Source organism: Pseudomonas sp. M2 (genome assembly GCF_015751845.1).
In the GTDB taxonomy this organism is placed as follows: domain Bacteria; phylum Pseudomonadota; class Gammaproteobacteria; order Pseudomonadales; family Pseudomonadaceae; genus Aquipseudomonas; species Aquipseudomonas putida_E.
Genome location: NZ_JADOUD010000001.1, coordinates 3,348,220 through 3,374,333, shown reverse-complemented (window position 1 = coordinate 3,374,333; position 26,114 = coordinate 3,348,220). Strand labels below are relative to the sequence as shown.

11 protein-coding genes and 1 pseudogene are annotated in these 26,114 nt (G+C 64.4%); 5 read left to right on the top strand and 7 right to left on the bottom strand.

Going from position 1 to position 26,114, the window contains the following annotated elements:
- Positions 1-94: 94 nt before the first annotated feature.
- From cyoE to hmpA, 7 genes are all read right to left on the bottom strand, one after another.
- On the bottom strand, positions 95-982 hold the full coding sequence (cyoE, locus tag IWW33_RS15595) for a heme o synthase (RefSeq protein ID WP_174141572.1): 888 nt from the start codon (positions 980-982) through the stop codon (positions 95-97).
- Positions 983-993: 11 nt separating this feature from the next.
- Positions 994-1,326, bottom strand: coding sequence for a cytochrome o ubiquinol oxidase subunit IV (gene cyoD / locus IWW33_RS15590; RefSeq protein WP_012316180.1), 333 nt, complete (start codon positions 1,324-1,326; stop codon positions 994-996).
- Positions 1,326-1,949 carry a cytochrome o ubiquinol oxidase subunit III gene (gene cyoC, locus IWW33_RS15585; protein ID WP_012316181.1) on the bottom strand — a complete coding sequence of 208 codons (624 nt, stop codon included), beginning with the start codon at positions 1,947-1,949 and terminating at the stop codon, positions 1,326-1,328. The genes cyoD and cyoC overlap by 1 nt, the downstream gene beginning before the upstream one ends.
- A 3-nt stretch (positions 1,950-1,952) precedes the next feature.
- Positions 1,953-3,971, bottom strand: coding sequence for a cytochrome o ubiquinol oxidase subunit I (gene cyoB / locus IWW33_RS15580; RefSeq protein WP_115273905.1), 2,019 nt, complete (start codon positions 3,969-3,971; stop codon positions 1,953-1,955).
- 3 nt (positions 3,972-3,974) lie between these two features.
- Complete coding sequence (gene cyoA, locus IWW33_RS15575; RefSeq protein ID WP_012316183.1) at positions 3,975-4,919, bottom strand: ubiquinol oxidase subunit II; 945 nt, start codon at positions 4,917-4,919, stop codon at positions 3,975-3,977.
- Positions 4,920-5,477: 558 nt separating this feature from the next.
- Positions 5,478-5,984, bottom strand: a complete 507-nt coding sequence (locus IWW33_RS15570; protein WP_039601973.1) for a disulfide bond formation protein B — start codon at positions 5,982-5,984, stop codon at positions 5,478-5,480.
- A 374-nt stretch (positions 5,985-6,358) separates the two neighbouring features.
- Positions 6,359-7,537 carry an NO-inducible flavohemoprotein gene (hmpA, locus tag IWW33_RS15565; RefSeq protein WP_119687752.1) on the bottom strand — a complete coding sequence of 393 codons (1,179 nt, stop codon included), beginning with the start codon at positions 7,535-7,537 and terminating at the stop codon, positions 6,359-6,361.
- Positions 7,538-7,691: 154 nt separating this feature from the next.
- On the opposite strand from hmpA, the gene norR reads away from it, so the two are divergent.
- The 5 genes and pseudogenes from norR (at position 7,692) to IWW33_RS15540 (ending at position 26,041) form a co-directional block, all read left to right on the top strand.
- A complete protein-coding gene (gene norR, locus IWW33_RS15560) occupies positions 7,692-9,242 on the top strand; it encodes a nitric oxide reductase transcriptional regulator NorR (RefSeq protein ID WP_174141573.1) in 1,551 nt (516 codons plus the stop codon).
- Between the two features lie 184 nt (positions 9,243-9,426).
- Positions 9,427-21,198 (top strand): annotated as a pseudogene (locus IWW33_RS15555) (BapA/Bap/LapF family large adhesin); the annotation flags it as partial.
- Between the two features lie 63 nt (positions 21,199-21,261).
- Complete coding sequence (locus tag IWW33_RS15550; protein WP_174141575.1) at positions 21,262-22,695, top strand: TolC family outer membrane protein; 1,434 nt, start codon at positions 21,262-21,264, stop codon at positions 22,693-22,695.
- A complete protein-coding gene (locus tag IWW33_RS15545; protein ID WP_115273900.1) occupies positions 22,692-24,860 on the top strand; it encodes a type I secretion system permease/ATPase in 2,169 nt (722 codons plus the stop codon). Before IWW33_RS15550 ends, IWW33_RS15545 begins: the two co-directional genes overlap by 4 nt.
- Positions 24,857-26,041 (top strand): HlyD family type I secretion periplasmic adaptor subunit, encoded by a 1,185-nt coding sequence (locus IWW33_RS15540; protein WP_046784507.1) that lies wholly within the window; start codon positions 24,857-24,859, stop codon positions 26,039-26,041. The genes IWW33_RS15545 and IWW33_RS15540 overlap by 4 nt, the downstream gene beginning before the upstream one ends.
- Positions 26,042-26,114: the final 73 nt, after the last annotated feature.

Here is a 26,114-nt window from a genome sequence, read left to right as displayed (position 1 = left end):
ACCAGAGATTTATGTTTCCAAGCCGATGATAGGGCCAGAATCGAAAAAAAAACCCCGGCACATGGCCGGGGTTTTCGTGTAACAGGCGACTGTATCAGCGTGCGTAGGTCATCAGCACGTCCGCAGCGGTCTGGCTGTCCACACCCATCATCACGCTCAGGGCGGTAACGGTGAGGATGGAGAAGCCGAACACCTTGCGGGCCCACTTGCTGTCGTCCTCGGCCTTGTAACCAGCCCAGGCCATGTACAGCCAGTACAGGCCCATGGCAGCTGCCACGGCCAGGTAGCCGAGGCCGGCGTAACCGCCGAGGGTGAGCATCAGGGTAGCGAGCACGAAGGCCAGCACGTACAGCACGATCTGCTTCTTGGCCGCAAGAATACCGCGTGCCACCGGCAGGACCGGAATGTTGGCAGCGCTGTAATCCTTGAAGCGGAAGATTGCGATCGCGAAGCTGTGCGGCATCTGCCACAGGCTGAACATCACCAGCAGGGTCACTGCCGCCAGGTCGAAGCTGTTGCTCACGGCGCAGTAGCCGATCACCGGAGGCATGGCACCGGACAGGCTGCCAACCAAGGTGCCGTGCACCGATTTGCGCTTCAGCCAGAGGCTGTAGAAACCGACATAGACGATGAACCCGATCAGCGCACAGAACGCCGCCAGCGGGTTGGCCTGGACATACAGCAGGCTGAAGCCCGCCACCCCGAGGAGGGTGGCGTAGACCAGCGCGAGGGTCAGCGACATGCCGCCCTGGACCATGACGCGGTTCTTGGTACGTTCCATCTTGATATCGATGTCGCGGTCGATGCAGTTGTTGAACACGCAACCGGACGCAACCACCAGGGACGTACCTATTACCACCGCCAGGAACAGGGCGAAGTCTATATGGCCCTTCGAGGCAAGGAAGAAACCGCCTGCCACGGAAAGCACGTTACCGAAAATGATCCCCGGTTTGGTGATTTGGATAAAGTGCTTAACGGACATGCAGTCTTACCTCACTTGGCCATCATTTCGTAGTGGATGCTGAACATGATCCACAGCGACAGGCCGACCAGCAGTGCAATCACCATGGTGGTGAACAGGAACGTCGACACGTTGGAACGCTGCTCTTTCGAGCGGTCCATGTGCAGGAAGTACACGAGGTGCACTACCACCTGGATGACGGCCATGGCCACCACGATCAGGACGGTCAGGTTCTTCGGCAGGCTCGGGTACATCACCAGGCCGAACGGGATCGCGGTCAGGATGATCGACAGTACAAAGCCGATCATGTAGGACTTCACGCTGCCGTGGTTACCTTCGTGATGAGTGTCGTGTGCGTTAGCCATTACAGAACCCCCAGCAGGTAAACGACGGTGAATACGCAGATCCAGACCACGTCCAGGAAGTGCCAGAACAGGCTCAGGCAGCTCATGCGGGTCTTGGCGGTCGGCGTGATGCCGTGCTTGTTGATCTGGTACATCATGATTGCCATCCAGATCAGGCCGGCGGTCACGTGCAGGCCGTGGGTACCTACCAGGGCGAAGAAGCCCGACAGGAAGCCACTGCGCTGCGGGCCGTAGCCCTCAGCGATCAGGTGATGGAACTCGTAGATTTCCATCGCGATGAACGCAGCACCGAACAGGAAGGTCACTGCCAACCAGCCCAGCACGCCTGCTTTCTTGCCGTCGAACATCTTCAGCATGGCGAAGCCGAAGGTGATCGAGGACAGCAGCAGGAACAGCGTTTCTACAGCTACGAAATCGAGCTGGAAGATGTCATGACCCGACGGGCCGCCGGCAAAACTGCCGGACAGCACCGCGTAGGTGGCGAAGAGCGACGCAAACAGGATGCAGTCGGTCATCAGGTACAGCCAGAAACCGAGTACGGTCATCTGGCCCGAGTCGTGGTGGTGATCGTCGTGCCCATGGTCGTGACCATGAGCAGCGCCGTGGATTACTTGACTGGACATTGATTACACCCGCTCAAACGATTCGACACGTGCGCCGGCAGGCAGAGCACCTGCTTTGGCCAGCGCTTTCATGCGCTCGCCTTCGATGCGCGCCACTTCTTCGGCCGGAACCATGTAGCCCTGGTCGTCACGCGCAGCGTGGCGAACGAAGACAGCGATGGTCGCAACCAGGCTCGCGCCCACCAGCCACCAGATGTGCCAGATGAAGGCGAAGCCGAAGACGGTCAGGAACAGGCCCATGAACAAGCCGGTAGCAGTGTTGCTCGGCATGTGGATCGGCTCGTACTTGCCCGGTGCCTTGTAGGCAACACCGGCTTCTTTGGCTTCGTGCCAGCAGTCCAGGCCAACTTTCTCAGGCATGTGGGCGAAGTTGTAGAACGGAGGTGGCGACGAAGTCGACCATTCCAGGGTACGGCCGCCCCATGGGTCGCCGGTCACGTCCAGGTTCTGGTTGCGGTCGCGGACCGAAACGTAGATCTGGATCAGCTGGCAAGCGATACCGAACAGGATCAGCACGGCGCCGACGACGGCAACGTACAGGTAGGGTTCCCACAGCGGGTTGTCGGAGTGGTTCAGACGACGGGTCATGCCCATGAAGCCCAGGGCGTACAGCGGCATGAACGCTACGTAGAAGCCCGAGATCCAGAACCAGAAGGCAGCTTTGCCCCACTTCTCGTTCAGGGTGAAGCCGAAGGCTTTCGGGAACCAGAAGGCGAAGCCGGCAATGTAGCCGAATACCGCACCACCGATGATCACGTTGTGGAAGTGAGCGATAACGAACAGGCTGTTGTGCAGCACGAAGTCAGCACCTGGAACAGCCAGCAGAACGCCGGTCATGCCACCAATGGAGAAGGTGATCATGAAGCCCAGGGTCCACATCATCGGTGCGGTGAAGCGCACACGGCCCTGGTACATGGTGAACAGCCAGTTGAACAGCTTCACACCCGTCGGAATGGAGATCAGCATCGTCGCCAGGCCGAAGAAGGTGTTGACGCTGGCGCCGGCACCCATGGTGAAGAAGTGGTGCAGCCATACGGCAAAGCCCAGGATGGCGATCGCGCCCGATGCATAGATCATCGAGTGGTGGCCGAACAGACGCTTGCCGGAGAAGGTCGAAGTCACTTCCGAGAACACGCCGAAGGCCGGCAGGATCAGGATGTAAACCTCAGGGTGACCCCACGCCCAGAACAGGTTGACGTACATCATCGGGTTCCCACCAAGCTCGTTGGTGAAAATGTGGAAGTCCAGATAACGGTCAACAGTCAGCAGTGCGAGTGCAGCGGTCAGGATCGGGAAGGAAGCGACGATCAGCACGTTGGCCCAGGTGCAGGTCCAGGTGAAGATCGGCATGTCCATCAGTTTCATGCCTGGTGCGCGCATCTTCATCACGGTGACGAGGAAGTTCACACCGGTTAGCGTCGTACCCAATCCGGATAGCTGTAGCGCCCAGATGTAGTAGTCGACACCCACCCCAGGGCTGTACTGAATGCCCGCGAGCGGCGGATAGGCAACCCAGCCGGTCTTGGCGAATTCACCAACGCCCAGCGAGATGTTGACCAGCAGCACGCCTGCCAGCAGCAGGTAGAAGCTCAGGGAGTTCAGGAACGGGAAGGCAACGTCACGTGCACCGATCTGCAGAGGAACCGCAAGGTTCATCAGGCCGGTGAAGAACGGCATCGCCATGAAGATGATCATGATCACACCGTGAGCGGTGAAGATCTGGTCATAGTGTTCAGGCGGCAGGTAGCCTTCGGAGCCGCCGGTAGCAGCAGCCAGCTGGGTACGCATCATGATGGCGTCGGCAAAGCCGCGCAGCAGCATGACCATCGCGACGATGATGTACATCACCCCGATTTTCTTGTGGTCGACCGTGGTCAGCCACTCGGTCCACAAGTAGGTCCACTTGCGGAAATAGGTGATAAGGCCGACGACAGCGATACCGCCGAGCGCGATCATGGCAAGCGTCACCATGACTATCGGCTCGTGATAGGGTATCGCCTCCAGGCTTAATTTACCGAACATCTCTTACTCCTCTGCACCGGCAGCTGGTTGCGTACTCGATTCCACACCCGTGGTGGTGGCCAGATCTTTGCTGCCTGCTTCTTCGTGGACCGGCTTGCCGCGGTTCATGCCTTCGTACTTGTCGACGATGGTCTGGAACAGCTCCGCTGGCGCCTCGCTGTACAGCGCGACTGGGTTGTATTCGCTAGGTTTGGCCAGTGCTTCGTACTCGGCCTTGCCCAGTTTCAGAGGCGACTGCTTCACTTCGGCGACCCACTTGTCGAAGTCTTCCTGGGAAGTGGCAGTAGCCTTGAATTTCATGCCGGTGAAGCCAGCACCGCTGTAGTTGGCGCTGATACCGTCAAACACGCCGTTTTCGTTGGCGATCAGGTGCAACTTGGTGGTCATGCCGGCCATGGCGTAGATCTGGCCGCCCAGGCCCGGGATGAAGAACGAGTTCATCACGGCGTCGGAGGTGACGCGGAAGTTGACCGGGGTGTTAGCCGGGAAGTTGATCTTGTTGACCGTCGCGATGCCCTGCTCCGGGTAGATGAACAGCCACTTCCAGTCCAGTGCGACCACGTCGATCTGGATCGGCTTCACGTCCGAATCCAGCGGACGGTATGGGTCCAGCTTGTGGGTGGACTTGTAGGTGACATAACCCAGGGCAATGATGATCAGGATCGGGATGATCCACACCGCAGCCTCGATCTTGGTCGAGTGCGACCAGTCCGGGGTGTAGGTGGCAGCCTTGTTGGAAGCACGGTACTTCCAGGCGAAGGCCACGGTCATGATGATGACCGGGATCACCACCAGCAACATCAGGCCGGTAGCGATGAGGATGAGGTTCTTTTGCTCAATGCCGACCTGACCTTTCGGGTCGAGCAGGGTCCAGTTGCACCCGCTGAGTAAAAGCATGCCTAAAAAGGGCAATATGCCAAACAGTCTGGGGTAACGCTTTTTACTCATCTCACGACCTCTAGATCAGCTTGCTTCAATGCAATTTGTGTTTTGGTAGCCAACACTTCGTCCTGCCAAGTGAGGCATTTCGCGCCCGAATACGCTCCTGCCTGGGGTCCGACTGCAGGACCTTGGCTCAAGCGTGTTAGCGGTGCTTATGGTTTCGTAGGCAACAGGCCTGTACTTCAGACCAAGTCCATTTGGTGCGGGAAAACGCGGAGGGGTATCCGCCCGGTATCGCCGCTGGGCGAAACTTGACGAAGTCAGCAAAAGAAAGCGCTGGGGCTTCCTTCAATCCTGCGACTCGCAAGCAGTGCCGAACGGAAATTGGGGGCGATTGTAGTGAGGTCGCCAACCCTTGACTATGACTTATTGAGCAACAGTCTTTTACAGAATACGTAACAATACTGGTCAAAAATTCAACTTCGCGACAGTTTGTCGCACCCCGCTTGATAGGCCTCAAAGCCGCATTGCGCAAGGCTTTGTGGTTGATCTGGATCAAGCGGGAGGCGACTTTTCCCTCTTCTCTGTGGGTGCAAAAGACCACAGCAAATTCGGGACTTATGTCTAAGGCTGGCGCCGATTGCGGTAGATGCCCAGCGGAACCAGGATGGCCGTCAGCACGAACGCCATCAGTGCCCATTGCGCCAGGGACAAACCGAGGATCGGCGGGTATGGCGTGCTGCAGAAACCGTCGACCTGGAATGCGAGCGGCCAGAGCTTGGCCAGCGGCAGGTCGTCGACGATCGGCTGCAGGGTATCGATACCGCAACTGACCATGGGGTTGGCGAGTATATACACATGGTTGCCGGCCGCAACGATTCCGCCAATTGCGCTCAGCACCACCAGCCCTTCGAACAACGTCAGGCTGCGCCGCCCGGGCATCGCGGCGGCGATGAAGGCAAACACGGCGATGAACAGCAGGGCATAGCGTTGCAGGATGCACAGTGGGCAGGGGGCTTCGCCGAGCACCACCTGCATGTACAAAGCGCCACCGATCAGGGCGAGACAGATCACCCCCAGCAGCACCAGAAAGCGCCGTTCCCGATTCAGGCGCGATGTTTGTTCGTTCATTGCCGGTTCCTTCGATGGATAGGGGCAGCGTGGTCCACCTGCCTGGCGCAAGTCTACACGCAGGTCTGACCGTTAGCGTGTCGAGGAAGCGGCAAGACAGCACTGCGAGGGCTATCCGGAGTGGGCTTGAGACCGGCAGGCGTGACATCGGTTCAACGCCGGCCGGTAAAAAAGCGGCTGCCCGGGCGCCGCGCAGGGGCAAGCCCCTCGACACCCGGGAGTGAAGGATACAGTGATTAAAGGACGATTAACGATGAAAGATGGCTGGCGCGGTTCATCTTTCCTTTATATGCAAAGCAGCCCAGAAACCACAGGTACGCCAGCGTACCTGTGGGGGCCGGCTTGCCGGCGATGGGGTCCGAACAGTCAGCACATCACTCCAGAGCTGCCGCCGGCCCGAAGAACTCGTAGCGGCTCTGCTGCTGGGGCACACCCAGCTCTTTAAGGTGACGCTTGATCACCGCCATGAAGCTCTTGGGCCCGAGGAAGTACGCATCCACGTCACGCTCACCCGGCATCCATTCAGCCAAAAGTTCCTGGCTCAACTGCCCCACCGCATTGGCGTCGTGCGAACCATCATCCTCGGCATAGCAATAAAAGCGCTTGAGCTGCGGGTGACGCTCGGCCAGCCCATCGACCCAGCCACGGAATGCATGCACCCCTGCATTGCGCGCACAGTGGATGAAATGCACCGGTCGCTTGGTTTCAAGGGCCGCCTCGAGCATGGCCAGGGTCGGTGTGATGCCGACACCACCGCTGATCAGCACCAGCGGCCTGTCACTGGCGGCAAGGGTGAAGTCACCAGACGGCGGGAACAGTTGCACGGTACTGCCGACCATCATTTCATGATGCAGGTAGTTGGACACCTTGCCGCCCGCCTCACGCTTGACGCTGATGCGGTATTGCTTGCCATCGCACAAGGCCGACAGCGAATAATTGCGACGCTGCTCGGCGCCGTCGATGAACAGCTGCAAGCCGATGTACTGGCCCGGTTCAGCCTTGAGCACCGGTTTGCCGTCGACAGGAGCGAAGTAGAACGAAACGATCTCGCTGCTTTCCTGCTCGCGGCGTACCAGGCGGAATTCGCGGGTACCGCGCCAGCCACCGGCAGCCTCTTCCTTCTGTTTGTAGAGGCCTTCCTCGGCGCCAATGAGGATCTCGGCCAACTGCCCATAGGCCGCGCCCCAGGCAGCGATCACCTCTGCAGTGGCGATCTCCTTGCCGAGCACCTCCTCGATGGCACGCAGCAGGCAGCTGCCGACGATCGGATAATGCTCCGGCAGGATCTGCAAGGCGACATGCTTGTTGATGATCTGGCCGACCAGGCCGCCGAGCTGTTCCAGCTGGTCAATGTGCCGGGCGTACATCAGCACGCCGTTGGCCAGGGCGCGCGGCTGGTCGCCACTGGCCTGATGCGCCTGGTTGAACAGTGGGCGCACTTGCGGATACTCGCTGAGCATCAATTTGTAGAAGTGGGTGGTCAGCGCCTCTCCACCGGTTTCCAGCAGCGGGACAGTGGCTTTGATGATTGCACGTTGTTCGGCATTGAGCATTGCAACAACTCCTGAGCCAGAGGCTTCGAATGGTTGCATGTGCAGTATCAGTATTCGTGCCAACCTTAAATATCAATAAAATCAGGATGTTGGCTAAGTACATGTCAAAACGACCAGGCTCGGCGTATAGTCATTTGGACCAACAGGAGTCCTTATGACTGCAAAGCCACTGCTCACCGCCCTGCTCCCCTTGGTCAGCGACCTGTCCCGTGACCTGCCCGAAGAGGAACGCTACCGCCGCCTGCTACAAGCCATGCGCGGCTTGCTGCCCTGCGATGCCGCTGCACTGCTGCGGCTCGATGGCGAATGGCTGGTGCCACTGGCTGTCGACGGTTTGTCTGCCGATACCCTGGGCCGGCGCTTCAAAGTCAGCGAGCATCCGCGCTTCCAGGTTTTGCTCAGCCGCGCCGAGCCCACCCGCTTTCCCAGCGACTCCCAGCTGCCCGACCCCTATGACGGCCTGGTCAATGCCCACGACGTCGACCTTCACGTGCATGACTGCATGGGCTGCCCGCTGATGGTCGACGAGCGCCCATGGGGCCTGGTAACCCTCGATGCCCTCACCCCGGGCCAGTTCCAAAGCCTGGAGCTCGATGCCCTGCAGGCCTTCGCCAGCCTGGCAGCCGCCACGGTCACGGTGGCCGAACGCATCGAGCACCTGGCACTGCGCGCCGAGGATGAGCACCAGCGCGCCGAAATCTATCGCCAGGCTAGCGGCCAGGACAAAGAGCTGATTGGCCAAAGCCCGGCGCACAAGCGCCTGCTGGATGAAATACGCCTGGTTGGCGGTAGCGACCTGACCGTGCTGATCACCGGCGAAACCGGCGTGGGCAAGGAACTGGTGGCCCAGGCCCTGCACCAGGCCAGCCACCGCGCCAACAAGCCCCTGATCAGCCTCAACTGCGCCGCGCTGCCCGACACGCTGGTGGAAAGCGAACTGTTCGGCCATGTGCGCGGGGCCTTTACCGGCGCCCACGGTGAGCGTCGCGGCAAGTTCGAACTGGCCAACGGCGGCACGCTGTTTCTCGACGAAGTGGGCGAACTGCCGCTGGCGGTGCAAGCAAAGCTGCTGCGGGTATTGCAAAGCGGGCAACTGCAGCGCCTGGGCTCAGACCGCGAACACACGGTAGATGTGCGCCTGATCGCAGCAACCAACCGCGACCTTGCCGCCGAGGTGCGCAACGGCAACTACCGCGCCGACTTCTATCACCGCCTGAGCGTGTACCCGCTGCAGGTTCCGCCGCTACGCGAGCGTGGGCGCGATGTGCTGCTATTGGCGGGCTACTTCCTCGAACAGAATCGATCACGTCTGGGCCTGAACAGCCTGCGCCTGAGCAACGAAGCGCAATCGGCGCTTCTGGCTTACGACTGGCCCGGCAACGTGCGCGAACTGGAACACCTGATCGGTCGCTCAGCCCTCAAGGCGCTGGGCCAGCACCCGGACCGGCCACGCATCCTTACCCTGCAAGCCAGTGACCTGGACCTGCGTACCGTGGCGAGCGTGGTACAGGCCCCCTCCCCTGCCCCCCTGCCGGCGCCGTCGCTGGCCGAAGGTGGCTTGCGCGAAGCTGTCGACGGCTACCAACGCCAGATCATCGATGCCTGCCTGCAGCGCCATCAGGACAACTGGGCCGCCGCCGCCCGCGAACTGGGCCTGGATCGCGCCAATTTAAACCGCTTGGCTCGGCGCCTGGGCCTGCGCTAGACGCGTTTCCTACCAAAGGATTAACCCAGAAAGCCTCTGGTTGCTTTCCGTTGGGCTGCTATATCTCCCTTACCACCGGTAACAGGGCCGTTATGCGACCGGGCTGCGTGCTACTGCACAAGCGGTTGCGCCAGCAGGATCGCCAACGGTGTCCCTGTGTGCCGCACACCAGCAGGGAGCATCCATGGACAACATCGTCGTCGCCGACAAGCAAACCACCGTCGCCACCCAGAATGCCTGGGGCAATATCACGCTCAACAGCCCAGGCGTGGTGCAAATGCCCGTTGCGCCTGACCAGGTGGCAACCGTGACCCGTCGGGGTCAGGACCTGATCGTCACACTCAAGTCAGGGGAAAAGGTTACCGTCGGCAACTTCTTTGCCGTGGACCAGGCGGGTGTCGGCAGTGACATGGTCTTCGTCGGCGAAGATGGCACCCTGTGGCACGCCAACTACGATGCCGAAGCCTTCAGCGGTTTCACCTTCGAGGAAGTCGCCTCGCTCGATGAACTGGTCGCAGGCATCGGCGGCGCTGGCAGCGAAACCCCGACCTGGGCGATTGCCGGGCTGAGCCTGCTGGGCGTTGGCGGCGCAGCCGCCGCCGCAGGCAGCGGTGGTGGAGGCGGTAGCAGCGGCGACGGCTCTGCGCCAGGCGACACCACGCCACCCGCCACGCCCATAGACCTGCTGGTTTCGCCCGATGGCCTGCGCCTGACTGGCCGCGGCGAGGTCGGTGCCACGGTGAATGTACGCGACGGCGCCGGCAACCTGATCGGCAGCGGCACTGTGGGCACCGACGGCACCTTCACCGTGACCTTGAACCCACCCCAGGTCAATGGCGAAAGCCTGGATGTCAGTTTGACCGATGCTGCTGGCAACGCCTCGCAGCCGGGCAACGTGGCCGCACCGGATGCAACCGCCCCCCTGGCCCCCAGCGACCTGGCCGTCAACGAGCAAGGAACCACACTAACCGGCCGCGCTGAACCCGGCTCCACCGTGCAAGTGCGTGCCGCCAACGGTACCGTGCTGGGTACCGCCGTGGCAGGTGCCGACGGCCTGTTCAGCATCACCCTGCAACCCCCGCAAACCGAGGGTCAGCCGCTGCAAGTCACAGCCAGTGACGCCGCTGGCAACACCTCACCCGCAACAGCCGTCAACGCACCCGATGACGGGGTCGGCAACCCGCCCGACACCACGCCGCCCGCACAACCGACCGACTTGGCCGTCAGCGCTGACGGCAGAGTAGTCAGCGGGCGTGCCGAACCAGGTAGTACTGTGCGCGTGCTCGCAGCGGACGGCACCACGGTACTGGGTAGCGTGGTCGTGGGCGCCAACGGTGCGTTCAGCATCACCCTCGACCCACCGCTGGTCGACGGCGAGCAGTTACAGGTAACGGCCACCGATGCCGCCGGCAACACCTCCACTGCCGGCACCGTCACCGCGCCGGACATCGATACGGGCGGTGGTGACACCACTGCGCCAGCGCCCGCCAGTGGCCTGATCATCAGCGCCGATGGCCGTACAGTCTCGGGGCGCGGTGAAGCAGGAGCAACGGTAACCGTATCGAACGACCAGGGCCAGGTCGTGGGGACCGGGACGGTGCAGCCTGATGGCACCTTTACCCTGCAACTGACCCCGCCCGTGACCGATGGCTCGTCGCTGCAAGTGACCTTGACCGATGCCGCTGGCAACGTATCAACGACAAGCCCGCTGACGGCACCGGACCTGGTAGCCCCCGGGCAACCGACCGGGCTGACGCTGAGCGATGGTCAAACGCTGACCGGCAATGCCGAACCCGGTGCACGGGTGCAAGTGCGCGACGCCTCCGGAGCCCTGATCGGCAGCGCTATCGTCGGGCCGGACGGCAGCTTCAGCCTCACCCTCGACCCTGCCCAGGCCGACGGTGAAGCCTTGGCCATCACAGTCACCGATGCCGCCGGCAACAGCTCCGCACCACTGGCTTATACCGCCCCGGACATTACTGCCCCGGCCCTCATCACCGGCGTGGTGGTGGGCGCCGGCAGCGTCGTGATATCGGGCCGCGGTGAAGCGGGTGCCACAGTGCAAGTGCTGGATGCCGACGGCAATGTCATCGGCAGTGGCACCGTGGCAGCCAATGGCACCTTCCTGGTCGAACTGGATGCTCCGGTGGCTGCGGGCGAAAGCATCGTGCTGGTGCAAACCGATGCTGCCGGCAATCCGTCGCCTGAGCTCAGCATCATCGTGCCACAGACCCCCGTCCCGGAAGGCCCCGCCGGGGTGGTGGTAGCCCCCGATGGCTCGTCCGTCAGCGGCACCGCTCCGGCTGGCAGCCTGGTGGAGGTGCGCGATGCACAAGGCAATGTGCTGGGCAGCGTGCAAGTGGGCAATGATGGCAACTTCACCGTCGGCCTCGACCCCGCTCAGGCCAATGGTGAGCTGCTCGATGTGGTGGCCCTGGACGCCGACGGCAACAGCTCGCTGCCGACCCAGGTCGGTGCACCGGATATCACCCCGCCGAACCCGGCCAGTGACCTGCAACTGAGCGCCGATGGCGCTACCCTCACTGGCCGCGGTGAACCCGGGGCCAGCGTGCAGGTGAGCGATGCCCAGGGCACGGTGCTGGGCACTGCAGTGGTCGGCGCGAACGGCGTCTTCACCCTCACCCTCACACCGGCCCAGTCCGATGGCCAGATGCTCGACGTGGTGCTGCGTGACGCTGCGGGCAATACCTCGACCGCAACCCTGACCGCGCCGGACCTGGACGGCCCACTGCAACCTTCCGGGCTGGCCATCGACAGCGCAGGCCTGCACCTCACCGGGCAGGGCCAGAGTGGCTCGATCGTCACGGTACGTGCGGCGGACGGTACCGTGCTGGGCACCGCGACAGTCGGCGCCGACGGGCGCTTCGATGTCACCCTCGACCCGCCACAGCGCAACGGCGAAAGCCTCACCGTGGAGGCCACCGACAATCTCGGCAACAGTGCCGGCCCGGTCGACTTCACCGCCCCCGACAGCACCCCACCGCAAGTTGTCGGCAACCCGAGCATCGACGACAGCGGCACCACCGTTACCGGCACTGGCGAACCAGGTGCCACGGTGATAGTGCGCAGCACCGACGGCGCTGTGCTGGGCAGCGTCGAGGTGGCCGGCGACGGCACCTTCGAACTCACCCTGGACCCTCCACAGACCAATGGCCAGGCCTTGACCGTTGAACAACGCGACCCGACCGGTAACGTGTCAGCAGCGGTCGACCTGCCTGCTCCGGACAACGAGGCGCCCGACACCCCCACCGGCCTGGCCCTTGCCGCCGATGGCACCGTGGTTACCGGTAGCGGCGAACCCGGCGCGCAAGTGCGCGTCACCGGCACTGGCGGCGCAGTATTGGGCACCGCCGTGGTGGAGGCCGACGGTAGCTTCCGGGTAACCATCGACCCACCGCAACTCAACGGTCAGACGCTGTCCGTCACCCAGGCGGACGCTGCGGGCAACACTTCCGCTGCCGACACTGTCACTGCCAACGACCTCGAAGCACCGCAACCAGCACAAGGCCTGGGGCTGAACGCAGATGGCAGTGTGCTGAGCGGGCAAGGTGAGCCAGGCGCCACCGTAGAAGTGCGCGATGCCGGCGGGCAACTGCTGGGCGATGCCCAAGTGCAACCCGACGGCAGCTTTACCGTGACCCTCGCCCCACCCCAGACCAACGGCGAAGTACTGTCGGTGGTGCTTGTCGACGGCGAGGGCAACACATCGCCATCGGCCACCTTCACCGCTGACGATACAACCGGCCCCGCCGCCCCCACAGGCCTGCAAGTCAGTGCCGATGGCACAGCGCTGCAAGGTAACGGCGAGGTGGGCTCCACCGTTGAAGTGCGCAATGCCAACGGCGACCTGCTGGGCACGGTCGTGGTCCCGGTGGGTGGCAACTTCAGCGTGCCGCTGTCACCGGCCCAACTGGATGGCCAGAGCCTCGACGTCACCCTCACCGATGCTGCCGGCAACACCTCCACCGCAGCCCAGGCCACTGCGCCGGACCTTACACCCCCTGCACTGCCGACCGATGTCAGCGTCAGCCCGGACGGCACCACTGTGACCGGCAACGCACCCGGGGCCAGCTCGGTCACGGTGACCGACCCCAATGGCACTGTCGTCACCGTTGCAGTGAACGGCGATGGCAGTTTCAGCGTACCGCTGGATACCCCGCTCACCAATGGCGAGAGCCTGACCGTGGTGGTCAGCGACGCAGCCGGCAACGATTCTGGCGCATCGACCGTCACCGCGCCGGATACCACCCCGCCCGCTGCGGCGACCGACATCACGGTCAGCCCGGATGGCGGCTTTATCGGTGGTACGGCCGAACCCGGCACCACCATCATCGTTCGCGACGGCACCACTGACCTGGGCACCGCAACCGCCGGGCCGGACGGCACCTTCGTTGTCGAAGTCGACCCACCCCTGGTTTCCGGCGACACCGTGCAGGTAGTGGTCCGAGACGACGGTGGCAACGAGACCACGGTCGACGTGGCCGGGCCAGACGGCACCGAAGTCGCTACACCAACCGCCCTGACCATCAGTGCCGACGGCTTCCTCCTGACGGGCGAAGGCACCGTGGGCTCGCTTATCACCGTGACCTCCGGCGGCACCACACTGGGCACCGCGACGGTCGGCAGCGACGGCATCTTCCGAGTGTTCTTCAGCGACGCCCAGCTCAACGCCCAGACCCTGCAGGTCAGCGCACGCCTTACAGCCGGGGGTAAACCCTCGGTACCAGCCACCATCGTTGCAGAGGACAGCACCGCGCCGGATGCTCCCACCCAGCTTGCCCTCGACCGCAGTGGCAGTACCCTCATCGGCCAAGGCGAGGCGGGTGCGACCGTACGCGTGGTCGATGCCCAAGGCACCGAACTGGGCACAGCCATCGTCGGCAGTAACGGGTTGTTCAGCGTCAGCCTGACACCCACGCAAGCCAATGGCCAGAACCTTACCGTTACCCAGAGCGACGCCGCGGGCAATACCTCGCTCGCCGCAACCTTGCAGGCGCCCGACCTGCAAGCGCCTGATGCCGCCACCGGCCTGAGCCTGAACAGCGCGGCAACCGTAGTCAGCGGCCAGGGTGAGGCGGGCGCGACGGTGACCGTACGCGATGCCAGTGGCGCGATACTGGCCACAGGTACCGTCAACCAGAGCGGCCAGTTCCAGGTCACCCTGCCAAATGCACAGACCACCGGCAGCGCCTTGCAGGTCACCCTCAGCGATGCTGCTGGCAATGTGTCTGGCCCGGCGAGCCTGGCAACACCGGACCGCACGCCACCGGCTGCGGTCGACAACCCGGTGCTCAGCGCCGACGGCAAACAGCTGTCAGGCAGTGGTGAAGCCGGCGCCACCGTGCAGGTGCGCAACGCTGCCGGCACCGTGGTCGGCACAGCGACCGTGGGCGCCGATGGCCGGTTTACGGTCACCTTCGATACCCCACAGGCAACCGGCCAGGCCATCGGCGTGAGCCAGGTGGATGCAGCGGGTAACACTTCCCCTGCTGTCACCCTCAGTACACCCGACCTCACCCCACCAACCCCACTGACCAATGTGGTGCTCAACAACAATGGCCTGACCCTCACCGGCCTGGGTGAAGCGGGTGCCAGCGTGACCGTGCGCGGCCCCGATGGCACCATCATTGGCACAGGCGTGGTGGCCGCCAACGGCAGCTTCACCCTCACCCTGACCAGTGCGCAACTTAACGCTCAGAACTTGAGCGTGACCCAGACCGACGCGGGCAACAACACATCACTTCCTGTTGCAGTAACAGCGCCGGACTTCACCCCACCGGCGGCGCCGGCCGACCTCGCCCTGGCCAGTACCGGCCTGCAGCTGAGCGGCAGCGCCGAAGCAGGCAGTACCGTGACCGTGCGTGATGCCGCAGGCAATATCCTGGGCACCGCCGTGGCCAGCAGCAATGGCACCTTCCAGGTCACCCTGAGCAGCGCCCAGACCAACGGCCAGACCTTGCAGGTTACCGCCACAGATGCGGCAGGCAACGTGTCGCCTGCTGCACCTTACACCGCTGCCGATACCACACCGCCCACCGCCGTCGCCAACCTGGCCGTCGCTGCCGACGGCGCCAGCCTTACAGGTACTGGCGAAGCCGGCGCCACGGTCACCGTGCGTGCGCCCGACGGCACCTCGCTGGGGACCGCCACGGTCGGCAGCGATGGCCGCTTCACCGTAGCGCTCAGCCCTGCGGCAACCGCCGGCGACAGCCTCAGCGTGACCCAGGCCGATGCCGCGCAGAATGCCTCGCCGGCACAGACCGTGACCGCGCCGGGCAACCTGGCACCGGACATTCCGGACAACCTGACGCTCTCAGCCGATGGCCTGGTGGTTACCGGCAATGCATCCCCTGGTAGCACCGTCAATGTGTATGGCCCTGACGGCGTGCTGTTGGGCACTGCGCCAGTGGGCAATGACGGTAGTTTCACGGTCAACCTCGACAGCGCCCAGGCCAACGGCGAAGTCTTGCAGGTCAATGCCGTGGGCACCGATGGCAGTGCTTCGCTGCCTGCGACCCTGCAGGCACCGGACACCACTGCCCCGCAACCGCTGACCAACCTGGTGCTGAGCAGCGACGGCCTGACGCTCACCGGCCGAGGTGAGCCGGGCGCCACAGTCACCGTGATCGGCGAAGGCGGTGTCGACCTGGGCACCGCCGTGGTCGATGCCAGTGGTAACTTCAGCATTGGCCTGAGCACCGCACAGATCAATGGCGAACAGCTCAGTGCACAGCAGACCGACGCAGCGGGCAACGAGTCCGACAGTGTCAGCCTGACTGCGCCCGACCGTGTGGCACCTGATGCTGCGGGCAACCTGGCATTTGCCGGCGGCGGCGGCTTGCTCAACGGTACTGGCGAGGCCGGCAGCACCGTCAAAGTGCTGGCTGCCGATGGCAGCACACTGGGCAGCGCTGTGGTCCGCGCCGACGGTACCTTCCAGGTCACCCTCAGCGCGCCGCAGGCCAACGGCCAGCAGGTGCAAGTGATACTGACCGATGCCGCCGGCAACCAGTCCGACCCCAGCGCCATCATTGCAGCCGATACCACTCCACCGGCCGCCCCCACTGAGCTTGCGATTTCCAGCGACGGGGTTACCCTGACCGGCCGCGGCGAGCCCGGCGCGCAGGTCAGCGTCAGCAACGCGCAGGGCGACGAAATCGGTACGGCAGTGGTCGATGCCAGCGGTAACTTCACCGTCACCCTCAACCCGGCGCTGGGCAACGCCGAACTGCTCAGCCTCAGCCAGGCCGACGCAGCCGGTAACGTGTCGGCAGTCGCCACGTTGCAAACGCCTGACTTCACGCCGCCGGCCATCCTCACCGAGGTTGACATCAATGCCGATGGCAGTGTGGTCACCGGCCTTGGCGAACCGGGCGCTACCGTCACGGTGACCAATGCCGCAGGCGTAGTGCTCGGTTCGGCCACTGTGCTCGCCGATGGCAGCTTCTCTGTGGAACTGGCGCCAGCCCAGATCAACCAGCAAGTGCTGTCGGTACAACAGGCCGACCCACCCGGCAACATCAGCGCGCCGGTCACGATCGATGCACCCGACCTCACGCCACCTGCACCGGCAACCGAACTGCGCCTCAATGCTGCCGGCGATCAGCTAAGCGGCGTCGGCGAAGCAGGCACCACGGTACGGGTGTACCTGGGCACCACTGAAATCGGAACCGCCACGGTGGATGCCGACGGTACCTTCGTGGTAGACCTCAGCTCGCCGCAGCTCAATGGCCAATCCCTTCAGGTAACCCTGACAGACGAGAGCGAAAACATATCGCCCATCAGCTCGGTCACCGCGGTCGATACCACGCCCCCAGCCACCGTTGTCGCGTCGCTCAACGACAGCGGCACCCAGCTGATCGGTAGCGGCGAAGCGGGGGCACGCATTACGGTGATGAACGACCGTGGCGACATGGTCGGCCAAGGCGTGATCGACCCTGACGGCACCTTCGTGCTTGACCTGACAACCCCACAGATCGACGGCCAGGTACTGACCGTCGTCGCTCAGGACGTCACCGGCAACCCCTCCGCGCCATTCGAAGTGACCGCACCGGACTTGGTGCCACCAGCGCAACCTGCCGACTTGGAGCTGGACCAGGCGGGCACGCTACTGATCGGTAGTGCCGAACCCGGCAGTACCATCACCGTGCGTGGCCCGGACAACACCATTGTCGGCACCGTCCAGGCCACCGTAGACGGCACCTTCAGCGTGACGTTGAGCCCGGCGCAGAACAACGGCCAATTGCTGACCGTGGTCGCCACCGATGAGGCGGGCAACGCCTCGCTGCCAGCCACCTACCAGGCTGCCGACACGTCACCACCTGCTCTGGTCACCAACCTGGCAATCAATACCGACTACGACGTGCTGACCGGGCGCGGTGAGCCTAACGCCACAGTGACTGTCAGCCTGGCAGGCAATGTGATTGGCACCGGCGTGGTCGATGCCAACGGTAACTTCTCCATCGAACTCGAACCCGCACCTGGCTCGGTCGCGACATTGGCTGTGACCCAAAGCGACGGTACCAATACCTCGGCAGTGCAGACCTACATCACCCCGCTTATCCCACCACCAGCGCCCCCCACCAATGTGGTGCTGAACGCCGATGGCCTGACCCTCACGGGTAACGCCACCAGCGGGGCGTCCATCCGTGTCTATGACAATGAGGGCAATTTGATCGGCACGGGTGCAGCGGACCTCAACGGCGACTTCAGTCTCCAGCTCGACAGCGCCCAGTTGAATGGGCAATCGCTCTCGGTCACTGCCGTGGCTCTGGTGGGCGGTGAATCGCAGCCGGTATTCGTGCAGGCAACCGACACCACGCCGCCGGCCAACCCGGTGGTCACTGCGCTGTCCGCCAATGGCCTGGTGCTTACCGGTACCGGCGAAGCCAATGCCACGGTCACCGTGCGTGATGCCAGTGGCAATGTGCTCGGCACCGGCGTGGTCAACGCTGGCGGCGTGTTCAGCATCAACCTGGCCAGCGCGCAACTCAACGGCCAGGTACTCGGTGTGACGCAGGTCGACGTTGCACAGAATGCCTCGGGCAGCACCAGCTATACCGCGCCGGACACACAGGCGCCAGCTGCACCGACCAGCCTTGCCGTGACCGGCGCAGGCACCGTACTGACCGGCGTCGGCGAGCCCGGCGCGACAGTCACCGTTACCGGCCCGGGCGGTCCGTTGGGCAGCGCCGTGGTACAACCCGACGGCAGCTTTACCGTCACCCTCAGCAGCACGCAGAACGACGGGCAGTTGCTTACCGTGCGTCAGTCCGATGCCGCCGGCAACCAGTCCGGCAGCGCCAGCATCACAGCACCGGACACCACGCCACCCGCCGCGCCAGTGGCCGCCATCAACGCCAACGGCACCACGGTAAGCGGCTCTGGCCAGATCGGCAGCACCGTCACCGTGCGCGACACTGCAGGCACCGTGCTGGGCACCGCCATAGTGGGCAGCAACGGCCTGTTCGTGGTCAGCCTGGCGGCGGCGCAAATCGACAACCAGGCCCTGACTGTCACCTTGACCGATGCCACCGGCAACACCTCGACCGGCACCGCACTGACCGCTCCAGACCTCACCCCGCCAGCGCTGGCCAGCAACCTGGTGATCAGCGCCGACGGCAGCACCCTGACCGGCAGCGGCGAGCCTGGCGCCACGGTCACGGTGCGCAGCTCCACCGGCACGGTCCTGCAAACCGGCACGGTGCAGCCCGACGGCACCTTCTCCGTAACCCTGACCCCTGCCCAGGACAACGGTCAGACACTGTCGGTATCGCTCACCGACCCACGCAACAACGTCTCCGGCAACGTCAACATCACTGCGCCGGACGTCGACGCCAACGCACCGGTGATCGCCAGCGACAACCTGGCCACCGCCACCGTCAACCTGGCACCGGTTGTCGCCACGCAGACCTACACCGACAGTTTCACCACACTGCTGGCGGGCTTCAGCAAGACCTACACCTGGACCGTCGACGCCGGCACCACGGCGGACCCGACCCTGACGCTGACCACCAGCAGTGCCCTGGCCCTGCTCGACAATGCCACCTTCACCCTGCAGGTGAAAGACGCGTCCGGGGCCTGGGTGACTTTGGCTACCGGTAACAGCCTGGGCCTGCTAGACCTGATTCTGCTTCCCTTGGGCCAGGGGGTGCAGGTCGACATCGGCGAACTGCAGGCCGGTGAATACCGCCTGACCGTAGGCAGCGGCGGCATCGGCCTGGTGACCAACGTCACCACCACGCTGGACATCGAAACCTCCAGCCTGACCGAGCTCACCGGCACCGGTACCCCCACTACCGGCAACGTCATCACCGACCCCGGTGTCGACGGCACCACCGATGCCCGTGGCCCGGACAGCAGCGCCGTGCTGCAGGTGCTCAAGAACGGCAGCTACGTCACCGCCGGCAGCGCCACCGAAGTGCAAGGCCTGTATGGCACCCTGGTGATCCGCGCCGATGGCAGCTACACCTACACGCCGAACGGCACCCCATCCAGCGTCGGCAAAGTAGACGTGTTCAGCTATCAACTGGTGCACGGCAACGGCCTGACCGATGTCGCCAACCTCTATGTGCGGATCGACAGCCCGCAAGCCACGGAGGTCTGGAGCGACAGCAACCTCAGCGCGCCCGCCACGGTGGTCGATGCCGTCAACGACATCGACAGCACCAACATCAGCCTGGCAAACCGGGTGGACACCGGCAGCGCCACACTGGGGACGCTGCCCCTGCCGCTGATCGGCTCGCGGCAGGCGATCTACGAGACCACCGTTGCCGCCGATACCACCGCCAACCTGCAAGTGGTGCTCAACTCCGCCAACCTGCTGGGCCTGCTCAACGGCACCACCATCGCCCTTTACAAACTCAACACGGCTACCGGCCAGTACGTCCTTGTGCAGTCTGTGCCCGGCAGTTCGCTGATCAGCCTGCTCGGCGGCGGCTCGGCCTACACCTTCCAGAACCAAGGCCCAGGTGCCTACGAGATCCGTGTCAGCGCAGGTGGCATCGGCCTGCTCAGTTCGATCACTACCAGCCTCAACACCACCACCACGTATACCAACGAGTTCGTGGTCAGCGGCTACACCCCAGTGACCGGCAACCTGTTGACCGACACCGCCGGCGGCGGTGCAGACAACCTCGGTTCGACGCTGACCGTGCTCAGCGTGCTGGTAGCGGCCAACACCTACGCCATCCCCGGTTACAACGGCGTCAGCGTGACCGGCACCTACGGCACGCTTTTGGTGAACGCTGACGGCAGCTACACCTATACCCTCAAGGAGGGCCTGACCTCGGCAGTGGTCGGCCAACAGGACACTTTCACCTACGAACTGACGCACCCCAACGGCACCACCGATACCGCAACGCTGACCATCAACCTGGACAACGCTGCCGGGCTCACCGCGACCACCTCGCTGCTGGCTGACGGCGGCGACGAGGGTGCGGCCCTGGCCAGTGTCGCCGCGGCGGCCTCCGCCGAGGTGATTGCCGGCACCGATGGCAATGACCAACTCGATGGCAGCCAGGGTGGGCAGATCAGCCTGCAGGGCGGGGCCGGCGACGACACCCTCGTGGTGGTGGACCAGGCCTTTGCCAGCGTCGAGGGCGGTAGCGGTACCGACACCCTGCTGTGGGGCGGCGGCGATGCCAGCATCGACCTGGGCTCCCTGGCCGGGCGTGTCCACGACATCGAAATCATCGACCTCAACGACACCAGCGCGGTAGCCCTGACGCTGAACCTGGCGGATGTGGTGGCCGTCACCGAAAGCGGCAGCAGCACGCTGCTGATCAAAGGCGACGACAAGGATTCGGTGCACATGACCGACACCTGGAGCCTGACCGGCAGCCAGAGCGCCGACGGCATCGACTATAACCAATACACGGCCCAGGAGGACCCGAGCCACCACCTGTGGGTGCAAAACGGCATTCATGTCGTCTGAGGCCGCAGTAACCCGCCGGGCGCCATGCCCGGCGGCAAGGACGATCAGCAGTAAGGGAATCATGTGAAGCGAAGCAGTCCGCTGTCACCGCTGTTGCCGGGAGCCGTCGCGCTCCTGTTACTGATTTCAAACCCGGTTGCCCAGGCAGCCGATGACATAGACCCTTCGCTGCGCACCATCGGGCCGTCACTGCTACGCGATGCCCCCGATGCCATCCCTGCCCGCCCCCCGGCGGGCCAGGCCGCCAATAATGGCGACCGGCTCGGGCTGGCCGAGGCGGTGCTGGCCGCTGCGCAGTGGCACCCCAGCATCGCTGAAGCCGTCGGCAACCTGTACAAGCAAGGCGAAGGTATCAACGTGGCCCGCGCCGGTTACTACCCACAGGTTTCCGGCGGTATCCGCACCGGCTATGACAGCGGGTATGGCGGAGACCGCAGCAGCCAGGCGCTGAACCTGTCACTCAAGCAGATGCTCTACGATTTCGGCAAGGTCGACAGTGCTGTCGACGCGGCCCACGCTGCCGCCGCCCGCGCCCAGGCCAACATCCTGCTGGTGGTCGACGACCTGGCCCGCGATACCGCCTACGCCTGGATCGAAACCCGCCGTTACGAGCAGCTCATGGTGATTGCCCGCGAGCAGATCAAAGGCGTTGGCGATATTGCCGGCATGGCGCGCCAGCGCAGCGACATGGGCGCCAGCACGCGCTCCGACGTGGTCCAGGCCGAGTCCCGGGTGGAAGGCGCCCGTGCCACCCTCGAGGAATATCAGGCCCAGTACGAGCGGTGGCGCTCGACCCTCGCCGCCCTGCTCGGCCGCGTCGCACCGCCGGCCCTGGCCGAAGAAACGCCCCCCGAACTCAACCAGGCCTGCAAGCGCCCACCGCAAGCCGACGACCGCCTGCCTGCAGTGCTCATGGCCCTGGCCCTGCGCGCGCAATCCAAAGCCGAACTGGCACAGGCCAAGGCCGAGGCCTACCCGACACTGTCGCTGCAGCCGCAGGTCAACCACTACCTGGACAACGACTACGACCGCGACAACAACCGCCTCGACCGCACCCAGGCGGGCATTTACCTGAACCTGGAAGTGCCGATCTACCAAGGCGGCGCCATCAGCGCCCGCAGCCGCGCGGCCGGGCATGCCCTGACCGCCGCCGATTCCGCCGAAGACGCTGCACGCCTGCAGGCCCGCCGAGGGCTGGCCGAAGCCATGGCGCAAACCTCGGGGCTGGGCCGCCGGCTGAGTTCGCTCAAGGCCCGCCAGGCCAGCATCAAGGAAGCACGCATGCTCTACGGCCGGCAATACCTGGACCTGGGCACGCGCCCGCTGCTCGACCTGCTCAATGCCGAGCAGGAAATCTACCAGTCGCGCTTCGAACTTGCCGGTACCCGTTCCGACCTGCTGCGCCTGGATGTCGACTGCCTGTACAACACCGGCGCCCTGCGCATGGCCTTGGGCCTTGAAGGGCGCAACCTGCAAGGGGTGGAGATCGAGCCATGAACGATACCGTCAACCTGAGCCAAGCCACGCAGCAGCAAAACCCGGAGCAGGCTATCGTCCATCGCCCGGACCTTGGCCCGTGGCTTGAAGTCATGCTGCAGGTCGCCCACCACTACCGGCTGGATGTATCCCCCCAGCGCATTCGCCTGGCGGCCGTGGAAGATGCCCGGCCGCTGGATGAAATCCTGCGGCACATGGCGCGCCAGGCCGGCCTGTCGCTGCGCTTCGTGCGTTTCGATGCCAAAGCCCTGCGGCAATGGCGTACACCACTGGTGCTGGAGCTCGATGATGGCCAACTGGCTGTGGTCGAAGCCGTGACCGAGGACAACGAGCTGGCCGTGGTGTTCGCCGGCGACCAGAGCCTGACCTCGCGCCTGCCCCGCGAAGCGCTCGAAGGGCGCATCAACCGCGTGGCACTGATGCGCCCGGCACGGCCGTTGCGCGATGTGCGTACCGACGACTACACCGCCCCGTACGACCGCCACTGGTTCGCCCGCATCGTCCTGCGCGACCTGCGCCCGTATGGGCAGGTAATGGTCGCCTCGCTGGTGGCCAACGTGTTGGCCCTGGCTGGCGTGCTGTTCTCGATGCAGGTGTATGACCGGGTGATCCCCGCCGAATCGCTGCCCACGCTGTACGTGCTGTTCGGCGGTGTGGTGCTGGCGCTGGTGTTCGACTTCAGCATGCGCCTGCTGCGCCTTAAGGTTACCGACCTGCTCGGCAAGCGCGCCGACCTGCGCGTGTCGGACCTGGTCTACGGCCATGCCCTGCGCCTGCGCAACTCGGCACGGCCGAAGTCCACCGGCTCGTTCATTTCGCAGTTGCGCGAGCTGGAGTCGATCCGCGACCTGATCACCTCCAGCACCGCCACCGCGCTGGCCGACCTGCCGTTCTTCCTGTTGTTCCTGTTCGTGTTCTGGCTGATCGGCGGCGTGCTGGTGTTCATCCCGCTGGTGGCTCTGCTGGCCATGCTCCTGCCTGGCTTGCTGGCGCAGCGCCGGCTGGCACGCCTGGCCAATGCCTCGATGCGCGAGTCGTCACTGCGCAACGCCATGCTGGTGGAAAGCGTCCAGGGCCTGGACGAAATCAAGGCACTGCAGGCCGAAGCGCGCTTCGAGCGCCAGTGGAACCAGTACAACGCAGCCTGCGCACACACCAACCTGCGTCTACGCACCCTGACCAACGGCCTGGTGACCTGGACCCAGAACGTGCAAGGCGCGGTGTTTGCCGTGGTCATCGTCATAGGCGCGCCAATGGTGATTGCCGGCGACCTCACCACCGGTAGTCTGGTAGCCGCCTCGATGCTTTCCTCGCGGATGATGGCGCCGCTGGCGCAGCTCACCCATGTGCTGACCCGCTGGCAGCAAGCCAAGGTGGCACTACAGGGCCTGGACAAACTGATGCAGTCACCGGTCGACCACCCCGAAGGCGAAGCCCGTGTGCACCTGCCGGCCATCCGCGGCGAGTACCGGCTGCGTCAGGCCAACTTCCGCTACGACCCCGAGGCACCACCGGTGCTGAACATCGGCCAGCTGGACATCCGGCCGGGCGAGCGCATCGCCGTGCTGGGGCGCAACGGCGCCGGCAAGTCGACCCTGCTGCAGGCGCTGGGCGGTGCCATGGACCTGGTGCAAGGCGAGGTCACGCTCGACGGCATTGCCCTGGCCCACCTGGACCCGGCCGACCTGCGCCGTGACGTCGGCTTGCTGGCGCAGTATGCGCGGCTGTTCCACGGCACCCTGCGCGAAAACCTCACCCTCGGTGCCGGCCAGGCCAGTGACCAGGAACTGGTGGCCGCGCTGGCCGCCACGGGCGCACTGGACTTCGTGCGCCGGCTGCCCAAAGGCATGGACCACCTGATTCTGGAAGGTGGCCTGGGCCTGTCCGGCGGGCAACGCCAGGCACTGGTGCTGGCACGCCTGCTGGTGCGCCAGCCGCAGGTACTGCTGCTGGATGAACCTACCGCCTCGCTGGACGACACGACCGAGCGCAAGCTGCTCGATAACCTCGACCGTTTCTGCCAAGGCCGCACCCTGGTGATCGCCACTCACCGTTTGAGCGTACTGCAACGGGTCGAGCGGATCATCGTGCTCGATGGCGGGCGCATCGTCATCGACGACAGCCGTGACGCCGCCCTGGCCAAATTGCAAGGAGCGCAGGCATGAGCAACCATGAACTCCCCGCGTCCTACCTGGATGGCCAGGATGACCAGGCCGTGCTGCGCGCAGGCCGCGTCATCACCGTGTGCGCGCTGATGCTCGCCGCGTTCCTGGCCTGGGCCGCCTGGTTCGAGGTCACCGAAGTCTCCACCGGCACCGGCAAAGTGATCCCCAGCTCACGCGAGCAGGTGATCCAGTCGTTCGAAGGCGGCATCGTCGCCGAGATGAATGTGGCCGAAGGCGACCTGGTCGAGCGCGGCCAGGTGCTGGCCCAGCTCGACCCGACCAAGACTGCCTCCAGCGTCGGTGAAAGCGAGGCCAAGTACCGTGCTGCCACGGCCAGCGTTGCGCGCTTGCGCGCCGAGGTCACCGGCAAGCCGCTGGCCTTCCCCGACAGCTTGCGCGATTCGCCGGACCTGATCGACGCCGAAACCGCGCTGTACCAGACCCGCCGCCGCGGCCTGGAACAGACCCTGGCGGGCATCGAGGACTCGCTGCGGCTGGTGCGCAGCGAACTGCAGATCACCGAAAACCTGGCCAAGATGGGCGCCTCCAGCCGGGTCGAGGTGATCCGCCTCAACCGCCAGCGCTCGGAGCTCGAGCTCAAGGCCAACGAAGCGCGCTCCGATTACCTGGTACGCGCCCGCGAAGAGCTGGCCAAGGCCAGCGCCGAAGCCGACAGCCTCTCGGAAGTGGTCCGCGGGCGCAGCGATTCGCTGTCACGCCTGACCTTGCGCTCGCCGGTGCGCGGCATCGTCAAGGACATCGAGGTCAACACCCTGGGCGGGGTGGTACAGCCCGGTGGGCAGGTGATGAAGATCGTGCCGATGGATGAACGCTTGCTGATCGAGACGCGCATCGCCCCCCGGGACATCGCCTTCATCCACCCCGACCAGGCGGCCAAGGTGAAGATCAGTGCCTATGACTATTCGGTGTATGGCGGGCTGGAGGGCAAGGTGGTGGGCATCTCGCCGGATACCCTGCAGGATGAGGTGAAACCGGAAATCTATTACTACCGGGTGTTTATCCGTACCGAGCAGGACAGCCTGCAGAACAAGGCCGGCAAGCGCTTTGCGATCGTGCCGGGGATGATTGCCACGGTGGATATCCGCACGGGCGAAAAAACCATTCTCGATTACCTGATCAAGCCGCTTAACCGGGCCAAGGAGGCCTTGCGCGAGCGCTAAGGGCCGCTGCGCGGCCATCGCCGGCAAGCCGGCTCCCACAGAAACTGCACAAGCCGTTGGCGCACTGGTGACC